Below are 23,616 nucleotides of genomic sequence, written 5' to 3'. Positions count from 1 at the left end.
ACACAATGAACAAGAGGGGTGCAAAAAATGAGACTGCCGTCCGGAATTTCGGGAACCTTGCTGACGCTGCTCGCCTTGGGTGCTGCATCGCCGGCCCTTGCCCAGGACCCGACCACATTCGTCTACGCGGATGCCGGCGAGCCCAGCACGATCGACCCCGCCAAGGCCAATGTGAACTGGGAGTTCACGGTCACCCGAAACATCTATGACCGACTGGTCGACTTCGACCTCGCCGATCCGTCCAAGCTGCTGCCGGCGCTGGCGACCGAGTGGAAGCAGGACGGCACCACCTGGACCTTCACGCTGCGCGAGGGCGTGACCTTCCATGACGGCAGCCCGTTCGACGCCAACGACGTCAAGGCGACGCTCGACCGGCTGCTCAAGATCGGCCAGGGCCAGGCTTACCTGGTCGACGACATCGCCAGCGTCACGGTGGTCGATCCCAGGACGGTGAAGATCGAGACCAAGGCGCCGACCGTGTTCCTTGCCTCGAACCTCAGCCGCATCGAGATCATCGCCGACGAGGACGTCGCCAAGCACAAGGACGATCTCGGTGAGGCCTGGTTCGGCGAGAACGCCAACGGCACCGGGCCCTATTCCTTCGTGGCGTGGACGCGCGGCACGCAGATCGAACTCAAGCGCAACGACAAATGGTGGGGCAAATTCCCCGAGAAGCCGTTTGACCGCGTGCTCGACCGCTTCGTCACCGACGGCGCCAACCGGGCGCGCGGCCTGGAAGGCGGCGAGTTCGACCTCGCGAATTTCGTGCCGCTCGACGAAGCCCTGCGCATCGGCGGCACCAGCGGCTTCCACATGATCGAAGGCAACAATCTTTGGGCCTGGCCGGCGATCTACCTGAACATGGATCTTGCGCCGACCAACAACAAGGATTTCCGCAACGCGCTGGTGAAGGCCTTCGACTACACTGCGATGGTGCAGTCCTTCCAGGGCAAGGCCGTGGTCGGCCGCGGCCCCATCCCGGAATGGTTCCCCGGCAGCCCCGAAAAGGATGCGCCCGAGATCAAGACGGATCTGGAAGCGGCGAAAGCCGCGCTCGCGGCCTCCGGCCTGTCGAACGCCACGATGAAATGCTCCGTGCCGGCCGGCTTCCCCGAGTTCCGTTTCGCGGCGACCGTGCTGCAATCCTCGGCCGCGCAGATCGGCGTGACCGTGGAGATCGAGGAGCAGCCCTTCGTCGAGGCCATCACCGCGATCAAGACGGACAAGAGCAACTGCTTCGTGCTCGGCAACGCCAATCTGAGTCCGCAGGACGCGACGAAATTCTTCTCGGCGCACTACTTGAAGGGCGGCTTCTACAATTCCGGAAAGTTCTTCGACCAGACGCTGCAGGACCTCGTCGCCAAGCTGCCGACCATCGCGGATGCCAACGAACGCGCCGCGCTGCTGAAGCAGGCCGCCGGGATCGTGGTCGATTCCCACTACGTCATCTGGACCGCACGGCCGACGACCGTGGTTCCGGAGCCGGACCGCATCGGCGGCTACCGCATCGATCCGGCGGAATACATCAACGCCCGTTTCTGGGAGATGTACAGCAAGGAGTAGGCTGACCATTCAAGCGGAGCGACGCGGCGGTGATTGCATTTCTTTCGAAGCGGTTGGCCTGGGGCATTCTGGTGCTCCTGGCGGTTGCCGTGATCACTTTCTTCCTGAGCCGCGTCGTTCCCGCCGATCCTGCGGCCTTCCTGGCTGGCCAGAACGCATCGGAAGCGACGGTGCAGCGCATCCGCGTCGAGCATGGTCTCGACCGGCCGCTATCGGAGCAGTTCGTCTCCTACATGGCCGGACTGGCGCAGGGCGATCTCGGCGATTCCATTCGTACCCGCCGCAGCGTGAGCACCGACCTCGCGCAGTATCTGCCGGCGACGCTCGAACTGCTGCTGGTCAGCTTTGTCGTCTATCTCGCGACGAGTTTTTCGCTGGCCGTACTGGCGGCAAAAAAGCCTGGCGGCGCGGTCGACGGCGCTATCCGGCTGATGACCATGATAGGCACCGGCATCCCCGTGTTCTGGCTCGGCATGACCCTGCAGTTTTTCTTCTTCTACAAACTTCACTGGCTGCCGCTCGGCGCCCGCTTTCCGATCCGCGAGTCGGCGCCGGCTGCCGTCACGGGTTTCATGCTGATCGATTCGCTGCTTGCCGGCAGTTTTTCCGCCTTTCTCGGCAGCCTCAAGCACATGGTTCTTCCGGCGCTGACCATCGTCATCAACCTGCTTGCCGTTGGCACGCGCTTGTCGCGGGCGGCCCTGATCCAGGAGCAGGGCCGTCTCTACGTCCGCACCGCGCGCGGCAAGGGGCTCGGGCCGCGCACGATCCTCTACAAGCACATGCTGCGCAACGCGCTGAGCCCGATCCTCACCGCCACGACCATGCAGTTCGGCTACATGATAAGCTGGGTCATCCTCGTGGAGGTGATCTTCGACTGGCCGGGCATCGGCCTCTATGCCTACCAGTCGTTCCAGGTCTTCGATTATTCGCCGGTCATCGCGCTCGCCATCGTGTCGACGGCGGGTTTTGTCATCATCAACCTCATCATGGACGTGCTCTATCCCATCATCGACCCTCGCGTGCAGAGCGTCGGCTGATGAGCGTTTCGACCGAACCCGTGCGCCGCCGTTTCACGCGCCCCAAGGGGGTGCTGACGCCGCTGGCCTTGCTGGTCGTGGCGGTGCTTGCCGCGTTCACGCTGCTGCCCTGGCTGATTGCACCGCACGATCCGATCGCGCTCGCCATGGCCGACCGGCTCAGGCCGCCGAGCTTCACGCACCTCTTCGGCACCGACGAGGGCGGCCGCGACATCTTCTCGCGCGTCGTCTACGGCACGCGATATTCGCTGGGCGTGGCGATCGTCATCGTCTTCGCGTCGGCCGCGTTCGGCGTCGTCTACGGTGCGATTTCCGGCATGGCGCGCGGCTGGGTCGACGATCTCATGATGCGCATCGTCGACCTGTTCTTCGGCTTTCCGGCGCTGGTGCTGGCGCTCGCCATGGCGGCCTCGATCGGGCGCGGGCTGGACAGCGTGGCGCTGTCGCTGGCGATCATCTGGTGGCCGGGTTACGCGCGGCTGGTGCGCGGCGAGGTGTTGCGGCTGCGCGAACGCCCGCATGTCGAGGCCGCTCGCGCCCTCGGCGTCTCCGATTTCGCCATCCTGCGCCGCCACATCATCCCCTTCGTAGCCCAGGAGGTCAACGTGCGCGTCACCACCGATATCGGCTACGCGCTGGTCGCCGTCACCGCGCTCTCCTTCCTCGGCCTCGGCGCGAATTCGCCCACGCCCGAATGGGGCCTGCTGATCCGCGACTCGCGGCCGTATTTCGGCTCGGCCTGGTGGTATCTGGTGTTTCCCGGAACGATGATCATGCTGACGGCGACGGCCTTCTCGCTGATCGGCGATGCTTTGGCGTCGAGGCGTGGCGGATGATCCTTTCGGTCCGTGACTTCGCCATCGGCTTCCGCCGGGACGACCGCGACCTGATCGCGGTCGATCACATCTCGTTCGACGTGGAGCAGGGCGAGACTTTCGTGATCATCGGCGAGTCCGGTTCGGGCAAGTCGCTCACGGGGATGTCGATCGCCGGCCTGCAGCCGCAGACCTCGCATGTGTCCGGCTCGATCCGGTTCAACGGCCGCGAACTGCTCAATCGCCCGGATGCCGAACTCAGAAAGATCCGGGGCCGCGAGATCGGGCTGATCTACCAGGACCCGCTGGGGTCGCTCAATCCGGTCTGGCCGGTCGGCGACCAGATCGCGGAGGCCTTGGTGGCGCATGGCCTCGCGACCAAACCGGTTGCCGCGAAACGCGCCGTCGAGATGCTGGAGCGCGTGCGCATCCCCGATCCGAAACGCGTCGCCAACGACTATCCGCACGAGATCAGCGGCGGCATGCGCCAGCGCGCCATGATCGCCATGGCGCTCGCCGCCGGCCCAAAACTGCTGATCGCCGACGAGCCGACCACCGCGCTCGATGTGACGATCAAGGCGCAGATGCTGGAGCTGCTTGCCGAATTGAAACGCGAGCTGTCGCTGACCATCGTGCTCATCACCCACGACATGGGCGTGGTGGCCGAGGTCGCCGACCGCATCCTGGTCCTATATGCCGGGCGCATCGCCGAGATCGGCCAGGCCGATGCGATCATGTTGCGGCCGTCGCATCCCTACACGGCCGCGCTGATGACCAGCGCGATGATCTCCGAGGCGACCCCGAAACACGACCTCAACGCCATCATCGGCAACGCGCCGGGGCTGGGCGGCTTTCCGCCGGGCTGCCGTTTCCATCCGCGCTGCCCAAAAGCCGAAGAGGATTGCCGAACGATCGAGCCCTTCAGGCGTCGGCTGGGCGAGGTAGACCTCGCCTGCCACCATCCCGTGACCGCGGCCGATGCCGCCCTCCTGGTGGAGGCCTGACATGGGTCCGCTTCTCGAACTCGACGGCGTCGTCAAAACCTTCACGCAGAAACGCGGCGGCAAGCGCGACGTGCAGGCGGTCGCCGGCGTTTCCCTGTCGGTCGGCAAGGGCGAGACGGTGGGCCTTGTCGGCGAAAGCGGCTGCGGGAAATCGACGCTGGCGCGGCTGGCGCTGAAGCTGGTCGACCCGACCGCCGGCCGCATCCTGTTCGACGGCGCCGACGTGACCCCGCTGGGCAGCAGGCAGATGCTGCCGGTGCGCCGGCGCCTGCAGGCCGTGTTCCAGGACCCGTTGGCATCGCTCAATTCGCGCATGACCATTGCGGAAGTGATGCGCGAGCCGTTTGACACGCACGGCATAAAGCTGGGGCAGGGTCTCACGCCGCGTATCCGCGAACTGTTGTCCTTCGTCGGGCTTGAAAACATCGACCTCGAAAAACTGCCGCCGCAATTTTCGGGGGGGCAGCTTCAACGCATCGCGATTGCCCGCGCGCTGGCGCTCGAGCCGGAGATCATCGTCGCCGACGAGCCGACCTCGGCGCTCGATCCGTCGATCCAGGCGCAGATCGTCAACCTCATGCTGTTCATCCAGCGCAAGCGCGGCATCTCTTACCTGATCATCTCGCACGATCTCGACGTGATTGGTCATGTCGCCGACCGCATCGCGGTGATGTATCTCGGCACGATCATCGAGCAGGGGCCGGCGGCCGAGATCATGGCGCGGCCGTTGCATCCCTACACGCAGGCGCTTCTGTCGGCCGCCCCGACGCTCGCGGCGCGGCGCGAGCGCGGCTGGAAACGCATCATGCTGTCGGGTGATCCGCCCAACCCGGCCAACGTGCCGTCCGGCTGCCGCTTCCATCCACGCTGCCACCTGGCGCGCGACGTCTGCCGCGAGACCGTACCGCCGCTGCGCATGGTGAGCGGTGGGAATCGCCTGGTTGCATGTCACCTCGCGCCCGAGGAGACGGCGGCGACCGGCGCCGAGATCGGGCTGGGGCGCAGGGGTGTGGCCGCGGCCTAGCGAAAGAAAGCAAGAGAGGGGGGATCAACGATGGTTTGGACGCCGGAAATCCACGTGACCGGCCTGGGCTTCCCGGAAGGGCCGGTGGCGCTCACCGACGGGTCGATCGCCTTCGTCGACCTGCTGCACGCAAAGATCCGCGCCTACAAGGAAGGCGAGACGCGCGAGCTGGCGACCGTATCCGGCGCGCCCAACGGCATGCGGCTGGGTAGCGACGGCAACCTCTACATCGCCAACAATGGCGGCATCGCGCCGCGCAGCCTGGAAGAACTTAATTTTGCCGAGCCGCTGATCACGGGGTGCATCCAGCGACTTAAGACGGACGGAGTTTGGGAGGTTTTTGCCGACGTCCTGCCCGGCAAGAAACCCTCTCGGCCTAACGATTTGATCTTCTCGCCGGAAGGTGAGATCGTCTTCACCGACCCGCAGAACTGGGAAGTGCTTGGCGCCGACGCCGACGCCTATCACGGCGGCCAGCTTCTTGCCGTCGGCGCCGACGCGAAGGTGCGGCAGCTCGCGACGATGACCGGGTTCCCCAACGGGCTCGTCTTCCATCCGGATGGCTCGCTGCTGGTCGGCATCACCATGGAACATCGGGTCCTGCGGTTTCCCTGGGAGGGCGGGCGCGTCGGCAAGGTGGAAGAATGGTGCCGGCTGGACGACGGCTTCAACCCGGACGGCATGGTCTTTCACGGCGACCGCCTTTTCCTCACCGGCAGCACTGGCGACCGCGTCGCGATCCTCGACCTCGACGGCCGCTTGGTCGACACGATCGACTGCGGGCCGGGCAGCGACCCGACCAATTGCTGCGTCCATGCGGGCCGGCTGTGGGTCACGCTCGGCATACCGGGACAGCTCGTTTCCTATCTTTTGTGATTCGTCCAATCCAGTGTCGCCGACATGAGAGACCGACATGCCTGACAAGAAAGACTTTCTGCCGCCCGAACTCGGCCCGCTCAACATCGCGCCGCGCGTGGCGCGCCCGATGCACGCCGACGACCACTGGCATTCAAAACCCTGGTACGAGGCACCGCACGACAACCCGGCGCTGCCGGAAGTCTACACCTACACCGACACCATCTCCTACGATCCCGGCGAGGAGGTTGTGTTCCATTCCAGCACCACCGCGCCGGACTGGACGCTGGAAATCTACCGCGACGGGTACGAGCCAGAGACCGTCCACAGAGTGGAGGCGATCGAGGGAAAGCACTCGCCGACCCCGCCGGACGCCTATCGCAACGGCTGCAACTGGCCGGTCAGCCATCGCTGGCGCCTGCCGGTCGACCTGCCTTCCGGCTTCTACCGCGTCGTCTCAACCTGTGCCCGCGCCAATGGCGGCAAATTCGTCCAGCACCATTTCTTCGTCGTCCGCCCGACCGAGAAAACCCGGCAAGCGAAAATCCTGATGGTTCTGCCGACCGCCACCTGGACCGCCTACAATGATTTCGGCGGCGCCAACCATTATTTCGGCATCGTCGGCTCCGAGAAGAACCTGCCGTCGCCGGTGTTGTCGCTGGAACGGCCATGGACGCGCGGCATCGTCTGGCTGCCGGCCGGCGCGCCGCGCATCTGCGCCGACCCGTTGCCGGAGTTCGGCGACGCGCCGCGCTATGCGATGAAGGAATGGGCCTTCGCCAACGGTTTTGGCCAGTATTACGCCGCCGCGGGCTGGGCGCAGTTCGACCGGCACTTCGTGCTGTGGGCGGAGAAGGAGGGTTACGCCCTCGACATGATCACCCAGACGGACCTGCACTACCGTCCGGACCTGCTCGACGCCTACCCTTGCGTGACCATCATCGGCCATGACGAATACTGGACGCGCGAGATGCGGCTTTCGATCGAGGCCTATGTCGAACGCGGTGGCCGGCTGGCGCGGTTCGGCGCCAATTTTCTCTGGCAGATCAGGTTGGAGGACGACGGCAAGCGCCAGATCTGCCACAAATTCAAGGCGATCGACGAGGATCCGGTCGCCGGCACCGACAAGGCGCACCTGCTCTCGACCGCCTGGGAAGACAGGCAAGTGCGCTGGCCGGGCGCCTCGACCGTCGGCGTCAACGGACTGCACGGCCTCTACGCGTCCTGGGGCGGCTTTGCGCCCCACGGCCAGAGGGGATTTACCGTCTACCGCCCGGAACATTGGGCTTTCGCCGGCACCGGTCTGCACTATGCCGACATTTTTGGCGACCAGGCGCGCATCTTCGCCTACGAGGTCGACGGGCTGGACTACACGTTCCATCAAGGCCTGCCCTATCCGGTGCCGGTCGAGGGCCAGCCGGAGACGATCGATATCCTTGCCATGGCGCCCGCCGTGCTTGCGGAGGACGAGCCGGACGGTGAGGGTTTTCGCTACTATGTGCGCAGCAGCGACCACGAAGGACTGGTGAAATGCGTCACCGGCGAGGTCACCCCGGAAGGGCTGGCGCGCTACAAGTATGGCTCCGGCATGATGGTGCACATGAAGCGCGGCAAGGGCGAAGTGCTCACCGCCGCATCTTGCGAATGGGTGATGGGCCTGAAGCGCGGCGATCTGTTCACGCAGCAGATCACGCGCAACGTCTTGGACAGGTTTGTCGAGGTGTAAGCGGGTCCATACGACGGCCTGTCAAATCCCATCTCGGCCATCCCGACAAGCATGGCGAGGAGACGCTTCAATCGGCCTTGCCGGCGGACGGCGTCGATTGCGTCGGCCGGGCCTGGCGAAGCCGGTCCACCCCGCCCAGCATCATTCAGCCGTCGCCGGCAGGTCCTCTTCGGTGTGCCTGGTCAGATTGGCGATGGCCGCCCTGAGCTTGCTGTTGGAGACCGGCTTGTGCAGCAGCAGCAGTCCGCTCGCATGCGCCTCGGCGAGACGGTCGGGTGCGGTGTCGCCGGTGACCAGCAGGGCCGGGATGGCATGATTGTATTCGCCCTGCAGAGCTTCGATCACCTCGATGCCGTTCTCGCCGTTCCTCAGCCGGTAGTCGCAGATGATCAGGTCCGGGCGGCGCGGATGGGACGCCAGCAGCCGCATCGCCTCGTCGCCGGAGGCGGCGGCCACCACCTCGTGCCCCCAGCCGCCGAGCAAAGTGGTCATACCCTCGCGGATCGGCAGTTCGTCGTCGACGACGACAACCATGCTCTTTGCCAGCGCGCCCTGGCTCCTTTCGTCTGCGTCCGCGAGCTTGGACGTTTCGCGGTCCGACACCGGCACGGTGATCTCGAAGCAGGAACCCGAACCGACCTTCGAGCGCACCTTGATCTCGCAGCCCAGCAGGTCGGCCAGTCGCCGGACGATCGCCAGGCCGAGGCCCAGGCCCCTGGCGCGATCCCGCTCCGGGTTGCCGATCTGGTAATACTCCTCGAAGATGCGTCCGATCTGGTCGGCCGGGATGCCGGGGCCGGTATCCCATACCTGGATCGCGACGCGGCCGCCGCGACGCCGGCAGCCGACGACGACGCGTCCGGCATCCGTGTAGCGCACGGCATTCGAGACGAGGTTGCGCACGATCCGCTCCAGCAGCACCGGATCGGTGAGAGCGATGACGCTTGTCCGCTGCGGTTCTATGGAAATCCCTTTGGCTCGGGCTTCCTCGGCATGATCGCGGCAGATGCGGTCGAGGAACGGATAAACGGCGAAACTGCTCGGCCGCACGTCGACCGTGCCGGCGTCGAGCCGCGAAATATCGAGGAGGGCGGCGAACAGGCCGTCCATCGCCTGGGCCGACGTCTCGATCTGTTCGACGATGCGCTGGCCTTCGGCGCCCATCGGGATGCCACGCAGGGCTCCTACGAACAGGCCAAGCGCATGGACGGGCTGGCGCAGGTCATGGCTGGCAGCGGCTAGAAAGGTCGATTTCGACAGGCTGGCGGCCTCCGCGATCTCCTTCTGCCTGCGCAGGTCTTCGGCCATCGCCGTGGTCTGGATGCGCATCCGGATGAGTTGACTGAACGACCGGTTGGCGATCACGCCCAGTCCGAAGATCGCGCAGATAAAGACCACCATCAGCAGCGCCGTCGCCTGATGCAATGGCGTCGCGGAGGCGATGCTCCAGGCCGCGTAGGGGATCGTTGTGGGCAGGAAGAAGGCGGCGAACGCCGGCAGATACGGGCTGAACGCGGGAATGGATGCCGCCGCGACGGCGAGCGTGACGACCATGGTCAGCATCTCGATGTCGAAATTGCCCCCCACCGCCGCAGCCAGCGGAATGAGCCCCCAGCCGATCCCTTCCAGCAGGGCGACGACGGCGAACCAGACCGCCCAATTGGACCACCGTTCATCGCGTTTCGGATCCTGCCGGTATTGCCGAAAAAGCACCAGATGCGCCAGGGCGCAAAGGGCGATGTAGCCGGCCCAGCCGAAGCACAGGCGCAAGTCCATCGCGCCGAGGCGCACCAGCGCCAGCGAAAGCACCGCCGCGCCGATGGCTGCGCCGAGAACGCCGAGCGGCAATGCCGCGAACAGCGCGGCAACCTGTTCGGGACCGATGTGCTCGGCATCGGCCGGCTGCGGCGGAACGGCGGGTTTTGCTACCAATCTGCCTGGGTCCGGATCAGAGGGCGTGGGCGCAGCGTGCAGGAAGACGGCGCCGGCGGCAACACCGTCTCACCTCGCTCCGAAGCTCAAGGATGAGCGCAAATCCTGCCCATGACCAGTGCGCGGATGGTCTTGAACGGAGGCGCGGGTCTTAGGACGGTCCTAGGACCGGGAGAGACATCAATCCAATTTACCCGGCATGTAAGCTCTGACAAACAGGCAGGCATCAGGTCTCTATTCGACGAATACTTGCGCTTGTGTGCAGTTTGCCCGGCGCGGTCAATCCGGAGGGTATGAAATGTCCACACCCGCAACCTGGAACACCACCAGCGGCAACTGGTTCTCCGCCGCGAATTGGGACGAGCCGAACCCGGATGCGCCTCCGCCCCTTCTGCACCACGTGCCGGGCGCCGACGAGGATGCCTCGCTCCCCGACAATAGCGGGATCGGCACGCCTTTCACCGTGTCGTACAACGGGACGAGCACGATCAATACGATCAACGGCAGCATCGTCGGAACGCTCAACATGACGGGCGGCTCGCTGACGCTGCTGCATGGCGGCGGCTTCAATTCGATGGCGATCAATGTCGGCGCCGGCGCTACGCTGAACATCGCCGACGACGCGCTCGTCGTAACCTCCGGCAACTATGCCGGCACGATTGCCGGCGCGGGAGAGCTGATCTTCACCTACGGAACGTTCAACCTCAACGCCGGCGTCAGCGTCACGGTGTCGGACTGGCTGCTCGGCGTGACCAGCAACGGCACCGTCTCCACCACCAACCTGAACACCAACCTGACCTACGCCAACAATTTCACGCTGGGCGATTACAGCGGCAACCATGCGGTTCTCAATCTCGGTGGCCATACGCTGACGCTGTCGGGAACCGCCAACATCGACGGCACCATCAACGGGCCAGGAACCGTGCTCGTCACCGGTTCGGCGGAACAGGGAACGACCGGAAACGGCTCGCCGGTTGTGATCGGCGGAGCGGTACTGGAATATGCCAGCGGTTCGACCGGGACCCAGCATCTGCATACGTCCCTCGGCGACGCGACGACGACCGGCACGCTGAAGATCGATACCGGCGCGCTATACACGATCGACGCCTCGGCCATTCTCGGCAACTCCATCCCGGCCACCGCAATCGTTACCAATGCTGGAACGCTGAAGGTCAGCGGCGCCGCCGTCAGCGCCACCCTGAACGCGCAGTTCACCAACACGGGAACGCTGACCGTCGACAGCGGCGATACGCTCTCCTTCGGCATCGGCGCCATCGGTACGGCAAGCACGCTCGGCGGCATCATCAACGGTGCCGGCACTTTGTGGCTCAACGGCGCGACCGCGCTCAATTCGTCGAACGTCACCATCGGCACGCTGCATGTCGGCACCAGCGCCAATGTGACGCTCGGCAACAACCTCACTTATGCGAACACCTTCACCTATGATGGCCAGTTCGCCAATTTCTCCCTCAACGGCCACACGCTGACGCTGGGCGGCAGTTCAATTCTGTCGGCGGGAAATCTCGTCGGCGCGGGCACGCTGAGGGTGACAGGGACCGCCGACATCGCCAGTTTCTCCGTCGGCGGTCCCAATGGCACCGGCGACGCCGCGACCATCAGAAATTCCGGCACCACCACCCAGTCGGGATTCCTCGCCCTGCACGGCACGCTGCTCAACGACGCCGGCCGCAGCTACACGATCACCACCGCGAGCGATATCATCGATCAGGGCGGTGCCGTGATCACCAACAGCGGCACATTCACGGACAGCGCCGCGGGCGTCAGCCGCGTCTCGGGCACGTTCACCAACACCGGCACGCTCTCCGTCGGCGCCGGCGCCACATTGGTCCTCAACGGCGGTATGGAAACGCTGGGCGGTGTCATATCGGGCGCCGGCAATCTGACGCTGGGCTTCGGCTCGAACGCCACGTTGAACACCGCCAACGTCACCGTCTCCGCGCTGTCGCTCAACGGCGGCAATGGCGGCGCCTCGCTGACGCTCGGCACCAACCTGACCTATGCGGGCGCCTTCTCCTTCGCCAACCAGTTCGACATGCTGGACCTCAACGGCCGTACGCTGACGCTGTCCGGCGCATCCAATTCGCTGCTCGGCAACATCATCGACGGGGCCGGAACACTTCGGGTGACCGGTTCGGCCACCATCGGCAATAACATCGCGATCGGCGTGTTCGGAAGCGCCACGACCCCGGCCACCATCCGCAATTCCGGCTCGATGACGCAGACCGGCAGCATCAGCCTCAACGGCACCCTGCTCAACGACGCCGGCCGCACCTATACGATCGCCAGCGCCGGAGAAATCAACAATTTCGGCGCCACGATCACCAACAACGGCACCTTCATCGACAAGGCCGCCGGCATCAGCGGCATTTCGGGGACCTTCACCAGCAGCGGCGTGCTGTCGGTCGCCGCCGGCGCGACGCTGATCCTCCACAGCACGAGCACGCTCGGCGGCACGATTTCGGGCGCCGGCGCGCTTGTGCTGGGATCGGGCTCCACCACGGCGATCAACACCGCCAACGTCACCGTCGCTTCACTGGCGCTCTCCGGCGGAATTTTTGCCGGTACCACGACGCTCGGCGTCGACCTGACCTATGGCGGCGCCTTTACCCTCGACAGTGCATTCGCGACGCTCGACCTCAACGGCCACGCGCTGACGCTGACCGGCGCCACGAGCTTGCTGGGCGGCACCATCGACGGCAAGGACGGCGTCAAGGATACGCTCGTCATCAATGGGGCAAATACGAACCTCTCCGCCCTGGCGTTCACGAACTGGACCGCGGGCGTCGACACGATCACGCTCAACGGCACCGGCGGCAACGACCAGCTCGGCGGTTCCAGCCAGAGCGACACGGCGCTCGGCGGCGTCGGCGCGGACACGATCTCGGGCAACGCCGCCAACGACAAGCTGTTCGGCGAGGACGGCAACGACGTGCTCAACGGCGGCGCCGGCGCGGACTATCTGAGCGGCGGGGCAGGATCGGATTTCGCGTCCTACGCCGGCGCATCTTCTGGCATCGCAGCCAGCCTCGCCAACCCGGCGATCAACACCGGAGACGCGGCGGGCGATACCTACAATTCGGTCGAGAACCTGATCGGCTCGGGCTTCGACGACACGCTGAACGGCACCAATGCCGTCAACGACATCCGCGGCGATGCCGGCATCGACGCGATCAAGGGTTATGACGGCAACGACAAGCTCTACGGCCAGGATGGCAACGACACGCTGATCGGCGGGGTCGGCGCAGACTATCTCAGTGGCGGAGCAGGATCGGACACAGCCTCCTATGCCGGCGCCGCGTCCAAGGTCATCGTCAGCCTCGCCAACCCGGCGATCAACAGCGGCGACGCCGCCGGCGACACCTACAATTCGATCGAGAACCTGATCGGAACGAGCTTCGACGACGCCCTGAACGGTGCTAGCGGCGCAAACATCATCAACGGCGGCGCCGGCAACGATTCCATCAAGGGTTACGCCGGCAACGACACGCTGACCGGCGGCGCGGGGAGTGACTTCTTCATCTTCAACACCGCGCTCGACGCCGCCACCAATGTCGACACCATCACCGACTACAATGTCGCCGCCGACACGATCCAGCTCGACAATTCAATCTTCACGGTCCTGCCCGTGGGGCCTCTGGCGGCCAGCGCCTTCAAGGATGTTGCCGTGGCGGCAAAGGACGCCAACGACCGCATCCTCTACAACTCCGACACCGGCAATCTCTATTACGACCAGGACGGTTCAGGCAGTGTGTTCGGCGCCATAAAGTTCGCGACGCTGACCGGACACCCGACGCTCACCGCCGCCGATTTCGTGGTGATCTGAGCGCGCCTGCTTCGGCGAAACGGGGCCTGCGCGCTTGCACGCAGGCCCGCGCCGTGTCCATGCGTGACGCGTCGTTTGGTTTGCTGACCATCTGATCGGAGGATTGTCCCGGTCTCCCAACCGCTCCTCCGCGTCTCGCCTGGAATCCTGGCCGACTTTCACCGTGCATGCACCGACAAGGGGCCGATAACACTTAGCCATTGCGCTAAGTATCTCACTCTGATACTTAGCCTTATGGAACACTATCAAGCCCGTCTGGACGGCGTCTTCCAAGCCCTTGCCGACCCAACCCGCCGCGCCGTGCTGGGGCGGCTGGGGCAGGGGCCGGCAAGCATCAGCGACCTGGCGAAACCCTTTGACATGGCGCTGCCGTCCTTCATGAAGCACATCCATCTGCTCGAGGACAGCGGCTGGATCCGCACCACCAAGCAGGGCCGGGTGCGCACCTGCGCCATCGAGAAAAAACAGTTCACGGCGGTCGAATCCTGGCTCGCCGAGCAACGTTCGCTCTGGGAAGCCCGCACCGACCGGCTTGAAAAATTCGTCACCGCCAAGGAATTTTGAAATGAACCCGTCCCTCAATCCCGATCTCGACCTGACGATATCGCGGGTCATCAAGGCGCCGCGCGCCGCCATCTGGAGCGCCTGGACCGATCCGAAAAAATTCGAGCGCTGGTGGATCCCCGAGCCGGCGCTGTGCAAGGTCGTCGAGATGGACGTGCGGCCCGGCGGCGGGCTGGTCACCGAGATCAGCGAGAATGGCGGCGATTTCACGCCACACTTGAGCGCCTGCTTCCTGGCCGTGGACGAGGGCCGGCGCATCGTCTTCACCAACGCGCTGACTGCGGGCTGGCGGCCGGCCGAACAGGCCTTCATGACCGCGGTCATCACGCTGGCCGATCATCCCGACGGCACGGATTACGCCGCCCATGTCATGCACAAGAACAGACCGGAACATGCATGCCGAGATGGGTTTTTATGACGGCTGGGGCACGGTCATCGGACAACTCGCCCGGCTGGTGGAACGCCAGCCGTGAGCGGCGCCGGGCGAAAAATCGTCCTGCAGATGATGACGACGCTGGATGGCCGCCTCGACGATCCGATGGCTTGGCTGCATGGCGTCAGCGACGATCAGTACCGGGAGATCGATGGCATCTACGCCGGCTACGACACGGTGCTTGTCGGCCGCACGACCTATGAGGAAATGGCCGCCTATTGGCCGGGCGCGATCTCCGAAGGCACCGAGACCAACCGCCGGATGGCACATCGCATGAACGCCATCCAAAAGCTGGTGTTTTCGCGATCCGGCGCCGCGCCACTGACGCCCTGGAACAATGTCGAACGGGTCGCCGCCGCAACCGATGCCGATCTTGCAAAATATCTGGTCGAACTGAAAACCCAACCCGGCGGCGACATCCATCTTTCCGGTGGTGCCAGTCTTGCCCAATCCGTCGTCGCGCTGGGCCTGGTCGACGACTACCGCTTCTTCGTCTATCCCACCGTTTCGCCGGGAAAATCCTGGTTCGCAAAACTGCCGGCCGGGCTCGACCTGCAACTGCTTGGCTCCAGCGCTTACGAGAACGGCGTGGTCAACCTGCACTACGTTCCGCGCCAACCTGCCGAAGAAGTCCACCGCGAAAGTTTCACCGACATGCTGACGTGACTGATCGCACGGAACGTCGTCCATCGGCGGTTGAAACCCTAACCCTCCGCCCATAGTGTCGCCGCCGCAGATCATCGACGGAGCGGGCGTGCGGACATTCATTGGGTTATTGCTTGCGGCGGCCTTGCTCGGCCTCTCGCCCGCCGCCGCGCAGGATGCCTGGCAGCCGGTCGAGAAGGTCGAACCCTACGCCATATCAGGCACAACACCACCGGAGCTATACGCCTCCATGGGCGAGCGCGGGCCGGAGATCGGCAAGGGCCGCCGCGTCATCGCCTTCACCAACTTCAAACTCACCTGGAGACGCGACTACCAGCAGCGGGGCAGCGCCTGCGTGATCGCTGCCGCGACGCCGAAGCTGATCATCACCTACACGCTGCCAAGACCGTCGCAAAAATTGCCGGCAGCCACCCGCGCCCGCTGGGAGCCCTTCATCGCCGGCATCGCCGCGCACGAGAAGGTGCATGGCGAGTACATCATCGACATGGTGCGCCAGATCGTGGCCTACAGCGTCGGCCTTACCGTGGAGGACGATCCCGGCTGCAAGAAGATCAGGACGGTGCTCACCCAGCGCCTGTCCGAACTCTCGCAGGAGCAGCGCCGCAAAGGCCGCGACTTCGACCGCGTCGAGATGGGCGATGGCGGCAACGTCCAGCAACTGATCATAGCGTTGCTGAACGGGGCGTAGGACCGCTTTGCCTTATCGAAAGTCGGCGGCGTGAGGACGTATGAGGTCTGGCAGCCGTGAGAGTAGGCCTTCCATGCGATGCCCTGGATCGAGCCGCGACCCCCAAATCGAAAGCCACGAGGCAAGGACGGGATCGTCATTTCCAGCAATGCGAAGGAAAAGCCGCAGGAGGGCGAAGTCATTGCCATCGGCCCCCGGCATTCGCGACGAAAGCGGCAAGCTGATCCCGCTCGACGTCAAGGCCCGCGACATTGTACTGTTCGGCCAATGGTCGGGCACCGAGTTCAGGGTCGACGGCGAGGACCTTCTTTTCATGAAGGAGGCCGACATCATGGGCATCGTCGAAAAACCCGCGGCGGCCGCCAGGAAAGCCGCCTGACCGGCTGGTTTGCGTACTTTCAATTTCAAGGCTGAACTGGACGAAAAATCATGTCTGCCAAGGAAATCAAGTTCTCCGCCGATGCGCGCGACCGCATGCTGCGCGGCGTCGAAGTCCTCAACAACGCGGTCAAGGTGACGCTCGGTCCGAAAGGCCGCAACGTCGTCATCGACAAGGCCTATGGCGCGCCGCGCGTCACCAAGGACGGCGTCGCCGTCGCCAAGGAGATCGAACTCGCCGACAAGTTCGAAAACATGGGCGCCCAGATGGTGCGCGAGGTGGCCTCCAAGACCAACGACCTCGCCGGCGACGGCACCACGACGGCGACCGTGCTCGCCGCCTCCATCCTGCGCGAAGGCATCAAGCTGGTCGCCGCCGGCATGAATCCGATGGATCTGAAGCGCGGCATCGATCTTGCCGTCGCCGCCGTGGTCAAGGACATCGAAAAGCGCGCCAAGAAGGTCAAGTCGTCGGACGAGATCGCACAGGTCGGCACCATCGCCGCCAATGGCGACACCAGCGTCGGCGCCATGATCGCCAAGGCGATGAAGAAGGTCGGCAACGAGGGTGTTATCACCGTCGAGGAGGCCAAGACCGCCGAGACCGAGCTGGAAGTCGTCGAAGGCATGCAGTTCGACCGCGGCTATCTCAGCCCCTATTTCGTCACCAATGCCGAGAAGATGCGCGTCGAGCTCGACGATCCCTATGTCCTGCTCCACGAGAAGAAGCTCGGCAACCTGCAGGCGATGCTGCCGATCCTCGAAGCCGTGGTGCAATCCGGCAAGCCGCTGCTCATCATCGCGGAAGACGTCGAGGGCGAAGCGCTTGCTACCCTCGTCGTCAACAAGCTGCGCGGCGGCCTCAAGGTCGCGGCCGTCAAGGCGCCCGGCTTCGGCGACCGCCGCAAGGCGATGCTGGAAGACATCGCCATCCTGACCCAGGGTCAGTTGATCTCGGAAGACCTCGGCATCAAGCTCGAAAACGTCACCCTCGACATGCTCGGCTGCGCCAGGCGCGTCGTCCTCGACAAGGAAACGACCACGATCATCGACGGCGCCGGCGACAAGCAGGCCATCGCCGGCCGCGTCCAGCAGATCAAGGCGCAGGTCGAGGAAACCACCTCGGACTATGACAAGGAGAAGCTGCAGGAGCGGCTGGCGAAACTCTCCGGCGGCGTTGCGGTCATCCGTGTCGGCGGCGCGACCGAAACCGAGGTCAAGGAAAAGAAGGACCGCATCGACGACGCGCTCAACGCCACCCGCGCTGCGGTCGAGGAAGGCATCGTGCCCGGCGGCGGCGTGGCGCTGCTGCGCGCCAGGGCGGCGCTCGCCGGCCTGACCGGCGCCAATGCCGACGTCACGGCGGGCATCTCGATCGTGCTCAGGGCGCTGGAAGCGCCGATCCGCCAGATCGCCGAGAATTCCGGGGTCGAAGGCTCGATCGTCGTCGGCAAGCTGGTGGACGGCAAGAACCTCGACATAGGCTTCGATGCCCAGACCGAAACCTATGTCGACTTGATCAAGGCCGGCATAATCGATCCCGCCAAGGTCGTCCGCACCGCGCTGCAGGATGCCGGTTCGATCGCCGCGCTGCTGATCACTGCGGAGGCGATGATCACGGAGGCTCCCAAGGATGCGCCCGCCGCCGTCGGCAATGGCCGCAATGGCGGCATGGGCGGCATGGGTTACTGACCACGGCAGCGGGTAGTCTGGCACGAGGCGGCGTCGCTTCATCAACGCCCGATGAATTTTGCGGCGCGCGCCACATGCGTGTTCGAATGCGTCCGCGCCGCCAGCGACACCCATTCGCGGGCAATGGCGTCGGCCAGTTCCATCCGGCCATACCTAGCATGAAGCTCGACCTGGCTGGCCAGGATCTCGACCTGAAGCGCCGCATAGGCGTCGGTTTCGCGGCCGCAGCGTCGATGCGCCTCGGCAAGCCAGTATGAAGCGGACGGCAGGTCTCCGGCGGCGTCATAGGTCAAGGCCATCGCACGGGCCACGGCCGCTTCCCAGCATGGGTCGCCAAGCTGGCAGCTCGTTGCAAACGCTTCCTCGAGGCGCGCGCGCAGCGGCGCCGGGTCCTGCTTCTGGCGGATTTTGGATTCGCCGAGAAGCGCGATCGGCCAGGGCCGGAAGGCAATCCAGCGCTGTTCGTCGCTGAGCGCCAGCGACAATTCCAGCCATGCGTCGGCTTCGTCGAGCCGATCCGCCGCGAGCAGGCCCCAGGCGCCGATCCCGAGCGACCAGATCTCCCGGCGGCGGTTGCCGGCCTTGCGGGCATGGTCGAGCGATATGGCGAAATGCTCGAGGCCTTCGTCGACCTTGCCCCAATCGACCAGGTTGAATCCGATCACTCCGTGGATTCCGGCAAGGCCGTCGTCATCGGGCGCGAGGCTGGTCGCGCTGGACAGATATTGCGACGCCGCAGGCCGCCGGCCGGCCAGCGCGTCGACATAGCCCAGCTCGCGAAATCCGGCCGAAGCGATGCCTGCGCTTCCGGCCTGCCGGGCAAGCTCGGTGGATTGACGGAGCAGAATGGCTCCCTCGTCGTCATAGCCCCTTACGGCGTGGACGAGCGCGGTGCCGAGTTCGAACGTCGCCTTCGCCTGGAGGTGGCTGTCCCTGATCTTCTCGGCATCGTTGACCGCGCGCCGCAGGCAATCGATCCCCGCATCCACCGCACCGGCCGACAACGCCGCGAGACCCGATTGCATCAGGGAGTTTACGAACGCTTGCGCCGAGATGCCGCCTGGCGGCGACGAAATGGTGCGGCGCGCCGCGCTTCGCAGCGCCATCGAGGGTTTTTCACCCAACTCGGCGAGGAACAGGCTTTCCGTCGCCTCGACATGTGCCATCGCCGCGTCGTAGCGTCCGGCTAGCGCCAGGCTTTTCACCAGCAGAACATGGGCGCCTTCGTTGAACGAATCGCCCCTCACGCCGATCTCGGCCAGGCGGATGGCGCGCTCATAGTCCTCGACGGATACGGCCCGCATCGTCTCCTGCCTGATCCTGGATTCGACGATAGCCGCGATGCGCTCGCGCTCGACCAGAAGCCAGGTCGAGAATTCCGGGCTGCACCGAGGTTCGATCCCGCCCAGCAACGGGCCGGCGCTCTCGACGTCGAACGCGTCGCGGTCCAGCCGCAGCACATCGACCTCGATATCGGTGGGCAGGTTCAGCCTGATGGGGTCCCCGCTCAGGCATTCCGCGCAGTCCAGCGCCTTGCGCAGCGAGGCCAGGCACCACCGCAACGATCCCAGCGGATCGACGGTATCGGGAAACAGTTCCGCCGCCAGCACGCGCCGGTCGAGCGGACCCGGCGCCAGCACCACGCGCACCAGCAGCGCCCATGCCTGATACCCGCGGACCGCTTGGCTTGCGCCGCTGTCATCGAGGATGGCGGGTTCTCCGAGGAGTTTGATCTTCATGCCCATCGATTGCTCTTCCCCAGCGGCTGCCGCCGGCGCCGGTGCCATGCGCCGCAGGCGTGTGACCGGACGTTTGACCGGAATTCCTCACAATAGTGGCACCTCACACATCCGGTACAACGTCGGCAGCCGATGGTGAAGCATCGTTCAAGCAAAAAGGAGACTGACGATGCCCACCTATGTGATCGAACGGGAGATCCCCGGCGCCGACAAGCTGAGCGCCAGCGAACTCAAGGACATTTCCGCAAAGTCCAACGAAGTCGTTGCCGCGCTTGGCGTGCCCTACGAATGGATCACCAGCTATGTGGCCGGCGACAAGATTTACTGCGTGCATGAGGCGGAGAGCGCCGACATCGTTCGGCGCCATGCCGAAGAGGGCGGCTTCCCGGCCAACAAGGTGACGGAGGTCGCGGCCGTCATCGGCCCGGCGACAGCGCGCGGCGCCTGATGTTTTGCGCGCCCGGCGGATCGCCGGGTGCGCGCTTCTTCGCACTTTTGGGGACGGGCGAGATACGCCCCCCTTCACGATCAAAGTCAAATCGACGCCGCGGGCGTGGCGGCGGCCGTCAGCCGGCCCAGCCACGTGCCGCGCGCTCCCAAACCAATGGAAACAAAATGACGAAAAACATACTTGCCCGCGGCCTGGCCGTCATCCTTGTCCTCTGCGGTGCCGCCACCTCCGTCGAGGCGCACAACACCGCCATGAACGCGGACAATCCACTGTCCGAAAAAGTGCGCGCCGCAAACAACCGGTTTGTGGACGTCTCGGTAGCGAAGGCGGAAGGTTATGCGCCAATCCCCTGCGCCAGCAGCCCGGCCGGCAACGGCGCCATGGGCATTCATTACGTCAACGCGGCCTACCTTTCCGACGACAAGATCGACCTCGCCCGTCCGGAAGCCGTGATGTACGAGCCGATGCCCGGCGGAAAGCTGGCGTTGGTGGCGGTCGAATACATCACCTCGAAGGGCCCCGCCGCGCTCGAAGGGCAGTTGTTCAACTTCAACAGCGCGCCCAACCGCTATGGGCTGGGCGCATTCTACGAATTGCATGTCTGGGCCTGGAAGCCGAACCCGACCGGCGCGTTCGCGGACATGAACCCCGATGTCTCGTGCGATCTGGCGACGGCCAGCGGCGGATGACAATTCGCCCGGCGGCACCCTTGCTGAGGGCGCCGTTTCCTGCCGGCGGACCAAAAGGTTGTTGGCCGCACCCCCCAAGACCCGTTCCGACCGCGCGATGCGCCGGCCGGAGCGATGTGAGCCGGAGCGCCTCATGACATGTTCGGCCGTCGACTGCCCTGATGGAACATGCCGCGGCAAGGCCGCGCGACCGTTCCGGCGATTTTTCGCGACCCTGTTGGCTGATATCAGGCGTGGCTTCGCCGTCCGAAAAGTCCGCCGCCAGTTGCATGCGCTTCCGGACCATGTGCTGAAGGATCTGGGGATCAGCCGTTGCGATAGCGACTACCTCGCCGCGCATGGCGAAAGCGCGGTCCATCTGGTTTCCGGCAGGGCGCCGGCCGGCCACCCTGCCGCTTGAACTCCCGCACCGGCGATTGGCTTCCGTCCGAATAGGTCACCTGCACCGACACCGATTTCACGTCCTTCCGCGTTGGCATGGCGGTGCGCGGGTCGTTGATGGCGAACAGCCGGGACGCTCAGTCCGCGCCATCCACCCGAATTTCCCGCCAAAACCCCGCTCTCCCGCCTTCGCGCCTGCAAAACGGGCTTTCCGTTTTGGCCGCGAATGCTCTATAGCCGCCCTCCATGACGACACCGCTCAAAAACATCCGCAACTTCTCCATCGTCGCCCATATCGACCATGGCAAATCCACGCTGGCCGACCGCTTGATCCAGATGACCGGCGGCCTCGACGCGCGCGAGATGGCGGGCAAGGAGCAGGTGCTCGACAATATGGACATCGAGCGCGAGCGCGGCATCACCATCAAGGCGCAGACGGTTCGCCTCAACTACAAGGCCAAGGACGGCCAGGACTATGTGCTGAACCTCATCGACACGCCCGGCCATGTCGACTTCGCCTACGAGGTGTCGCGCTCGCTCGCCGCCTGCGAAGGGTCGCTGCTCGTCGTCGACGCCAGCCAGGGCGTCGAGGCGCAGACGCTGGCCAATGTCTACCAGGCGATCGACAACAACCACGAGATTGTGGTCGTCTTGAACAAGATAGACCTGCCCGCCGCCGAGCCCGAGCGCATCCGCGAGCAGGTCGAGGAAGTCATCGGCATCGACGCCAGCCAGGCCGTCATGATCTCGGCCAAGACCGGCATCGGCATCGAGGACGTGCTGGAGGCGATCGTCCACCAGCTCCCGCCGCCGCGCCAGGGCGACGCATCGGCCCCGCTGAAAGCCATGCTGGTCGATAGCTGGTACGACGCCTATCTCGGCGTCATCGTGCTGGTCCGCGTCATCGACGGCGTGCTCAAAAAAGGCCAGACCATCCGCATGATGGAGGCCGACGCCAAATACCTGGTCGAGCGCACCGGCGTGTTCACGCCGAAAATGCTGACCGTCGACGAACTCGGCCCCGGCGAGTTCGGTTTCATCACCGGCTCGATCAAGGAAGTGGCCGACACCCGCGTCGGCGACACCATAACCGAGGACCGCCGCCCCACCGCCCATGCGCTCCCCGGCTTCAAGCCGGCGCAGCCAGTCGTCTTCTGCGGCCTGTTCCCGGTCGACGCCGCCGACTTCGAGGATCTGCGCGCCGCCGTCGGCAAGCTGCGCCTCAACGACGCCAGCTTCTCCTACGAGATGGAAACATCAGCCGCGCTCGGCTTCGGCTTCCGCTGCGGCTTCCTCGGCCTGCTGCATCTCGAAATCATCCAGGAGCGGCTGGAGCGCGAGTTCGACCTCGACCTCATCGCCACCGCCCCCTCGGTCGTCTACCGCATGAACCTGCTCGACGGCTCCCAGAAGGAACTGCACAACCCGGCCGACATGCCCGACGTGATGAAGATCACCTCCATCGAGGAGCCGTGGATCCGCGCCACGATCCTGACCCCCGACGACTATCTCGGCGGCATTCTAAAGCTCTGCCAGGACAGGCGGGGCATCCAGGCCGACCTCTCCTATGTGGGCAAGCGCGCCATGCTGGTCTACGACCTGCCGCTCAACGAGGTCGTCTTCGACTTCTACGACCGGCTGAAGTCGATCTCGAAAGGCTACGCCAGCTTCGACTACCACCTGACCGACTACCGCGAGGGCGACCTGGTGAAAATGTCGATCCTGGTCAATGACGAGCCGGTCGACGCGCTATCGATGCTGGTCCACCGCACGGCGGCGGAAAAGCGCGGCCGCGTCATGTGCGAGAAGCTGAAGGAACTGATCCCGCAGCACATGTTCAAGATCCCGATCCAGGCGGCCATCGGCGGCCGCATCATCGCCCGAGAGACGATTTCCGCCCTGCGCAAGGACGTGACGGCCAAATGCTACGGCGGCGACATCACCCGCAAGCGCAAACTGCTGGACAAGCAGAAGGAAGGCAAGAAGCGCATGCGCCAGTTCGGCAAGGTGGATATCCCGCAGGAGGCGTTTATTCAGGCGTTGAAGATGGGCGATTGAGAAGCCGGTTGCCGCCGAGCGGGCAAGCCGTCGATCCGGTGGATCGATGCGAGCAAAATCCGGGCGGGAGGTGC

General features: G+C 64.9%; 18 protein-coding genes and 2 pseudogenes. 18 read left to right on the top strand and 2 right to left on the bottom strand.

Annotation, left to right across the window (positions count from 1 at the left end; translation table 11 throughout):
* Positions 1-27: 27 nt before the first annotated feature.
* From ACH196_RS23610 to ACH196_RS23580, 7 genes are all read left to right on the top strand, one after another.
* Positions 28-1,563: an ABC transporter substrate-binding protein gene (locus tag ACH196_RS23610; protein ID WP_396649386.1), complete on the top strand. Its 1,536-nt coding sequence runs from the start codon at positions 28-30 to the stop codon at positions 1,561-1,563.
* A gap of 29 nt (positions 1,564-1,592) precedes the next feature.
* The gene (locus tag ACH196_RS23605; protein ID WP_396649385.1) at positions 1,593-2,603 is read left to right on the top strand and encodes an ABC transporter permease; all 1,011 of its coding nucleotides are present in this window, start codon (positions 1,593-1,595) and stop codon (positions 2,601-2,603) included.
* Positions 2,604-2,674: 71 nt separating this feature from the next.
* Positions 2,675-3,439 carry an ABC transporter permease gene (locus tag ACH196_RS23600; RefSeq protein ID WP_396649423.1) on the top strand — a complete coding sequence of 255 codons (765 nt, stop codon included), beginning with the start codon at positions 2,675-2,677 and terminating at the stop codon, positions 3,437-3,439.
* On the top strand, positions 3,439-4,422 hold the full coding sequence (locus ACH196_RS23595; protein ID WP_396649422.1) for an ABC transporter ATP-binding protein: 984 nt from the start codon (positions 3,439-3,441) through the stop codon (positions 4,420-4,422). Before ACH196_RS23600 ends, ACH196_RS23595 begins: the two co-directional genes overlap by 1 nt.
* A 1-nt stretch (position 4,423) precedes the next feature.
* Positions 4,424-5,446 (top strand): ABC transporter ATP-binding protein, encoded by a 1,023-nt coding sequence (locus tag ACH196_RS23590; protein ID WP_396649384.1) that lies wholly within the window; start codon positions 4,424-4,426, stop codon positions 5,444-5,446.
* 54 nt (positions 5,447-5,500) lie between these two features.
* The gene (locus tag ACH196_RS23585; protein ID WP_396649383.1) at positions 5,501-6,322 is read left to right on the top strand and encodes an SMP-30/gluconolactonase/LRE family protein; all 822 of its coding nucleotides are present in this window, start codon (positions 5,501-5,503) and stop codon (positions 6,320-6,322) included.
* A gap of 37 nt (positions 6,323-6,359) precedes the next feature.
* Positions 6,360-8,027 (top strand): N,N-dimethylformamidase beta subunit family domain-containing protein, encoded by a 1,668-nt coding sequence (locus ACH196_RS23580; RefSeq protein ID WP_396649382.1) that lies wholly within the window; start codon positions 6,360-6,362, stop codon positions 8,025-8,027.
* Positions 8,028-8,168: 141 nt separating this feature from the next.
* On the opposite strand, the gene ACH196_RS23575 is transcribed toward ACH196_RS23580, so the two are convergent.
* Positions 8,169-9,959, bottom strand: a complete 1,791-nt coding sequence (locus tag ACH196_RS23575) for an ATP-binding protein (RefSeq protein WP_396649381.1) — start codon at positions 9,957-9,959, stop codon at positions 8,169-8,171.
* Between the two features lie 298 nt (positions 9,960-10,257).
* Between ACH196_RS23575 and ACH196_RS23570 the strand changes: the two genes are divergently transcribed.
* The 7 genes and pseudogenes from ACH196_RS23570 to groL all read left to right on the top strand — a co-directional run bounded on the left by ACH196_RS23570 (position 10,258) and on the right by groL (position 18,224).
* Positions 10,258-13,803, top strand: a complete 3,546-nt coding sequence (locus ACH196_RS23570) for a beta strand repeat-containing protein (RefSeq protein ID WP_396649380.1) — start codon at positions 10,258-10,260, stop codon at positions 13,801-13,803.
* Positions 13,804-14,037: 234 nt separating this feature from the next.
* On the top strand, positions 14,038-14,367 hold the full coding sequence (locus ACH196_RS23565) for an ArsR/SmtB family transcription factor (RefSeq protein ID WP_396649379.1): 330 nt from the start codon (positions 14,038-14,040) through the stop codon (positions 14,365-14,367).
* 1 nt (position 14,368) lies between these two features.
* Positions 14,369-14,840 (top strand): annotated as a pseudogene (locus tag ACH196_RS23560) (SRPBCC family protein).
* Positions 14,837-15,466, top strand: a complete 630-nt coding sequence (locus ACH196_RS23555) for a dihydrofolate reductase family protein (protein WP_396649378.1) — start codon at positions 14,837-14,839, stop codon at positions 15,464-15,466. Before ACH196_RS23560 ends, ACH196_RS23555 begins: the two are co-directional and overlap by 4 nt.
* An 88-nt stretch (positions 15,467-15,554) precedes the next feature.
* Positions 15,555-16,154 (top strand): DUF922 domain-containing Zn-dependent protease, encoded by a 600-nt coding sequence (locus tag ACH196_RS23550; protein ID WP_396649377.1) that lies wholly within the window; start codon positions 15,555-15,557, stop codon positions 16,152-16,154.
* A gap of 78 nt (positions 16,155-16,232) precedes the next feature.
* Positions 16,233-16,533, top strand: a pseudogene (locus tag ACH196_RS23545) (co-chaperone GroES).
* Positions 16,534-16,583: 50 nt separating this feature from the next.
* Positions 16,584-18,224 carry a chaperonin GroEL gene (groL, locus tag ACH196_RS23540; protein WP_396649376.1) on the top strand — a complete coding sequence of 547 codons (1,641 nt, stop codon included), beginning with the start codon at positions 16,584-16,586 and terminating at the stop codon, positions 18,222-18,224.
* Between the two features lie 41 nt (positions 18,225-18,265).
* Here the strand turns inward: groL and ACH196_RS23535 are convergent, their stop codons facing one another.
* Complete coding sequence (locus ACH196_RS23535) at positions 18,266-19,963, bottom strand: hypothetical protein (RefSeq protein WP_396649375.1); 1,698 nt, start codon at positions 19,961-19,963, stop codon at positions 18,266-18,268.
* A gap of 169 nt (positions 19,964-20,132) precedes the next feature.
* Between ACH196_RS23535 and ACH196_RS23530 the strand changes: the two genes are divergently transcribed.
* The 4 genes from ACH196_RS23530 (at position 20,133) to lepA (ending at position 23,542) form a co-directional block, all read left to right on the top strand.
* Positions 20,133-20,411, top strand: a complete 279-nt coding sequence (locus tag ACH196_RS23530; RefSeq protein WP_396649374.1) for a DUF4242 domain-containing protein — start codon at positions 20,133-20,135, stop codon at positions 20,409-20,411.
* Between the two features lie 254 nt (positions 20,412-20,665).
* Complete coding sequence (locus tag ACH196_RS23525; RefSeq protein ID WP_396649421.1) at positions 20,666-21,103, top strand: hypothetical protein; 438 nt, start codon at positions 20,666-20,668, stop codon at positions 21,101-21,103.
* Positions 21,104-21,320: 217 nt separating this feature from the next.
* Complete coding sequence (locus tag ACH196_RS23520; protein ID WP_396649373.1) at positions 21,321-21,503, top strand: DUF1127 domain-containing protein; 183 nt, start codon at positions 21,321-21,323, stop codon at positions 21,501-21,503.
* Between the two features lie 227 nt (positions 21,504-21,730).
* Positions 21,731-23,542 (top strand): translation elongation factor 4, encoded by a 1,812-nt coding sequence (gene lepA, locus ACH196_RS23515; protein WP_396649372.1) that lies wholly within the window; start codon positions 21,731-21,733, stop codon positions 23,540-23,542.
* Positions 23,543-23,616 lie beyond the last annotated feature (74 nt).

This window comes from Mesorhizobium sp. IMUNJ 23232 (assembly GCF_044326205.1).
Taxonomy (GTDB): Bacteria; Pseudomonadota; Alphaproteobacteria; order Rhizobiales; family Rhizobiaceae; genus Kumtagia.
Note: the sequence above shows the minus strand (reverse complement) of the source record. Positions and strands in the feature narration are given on the sequence as shown.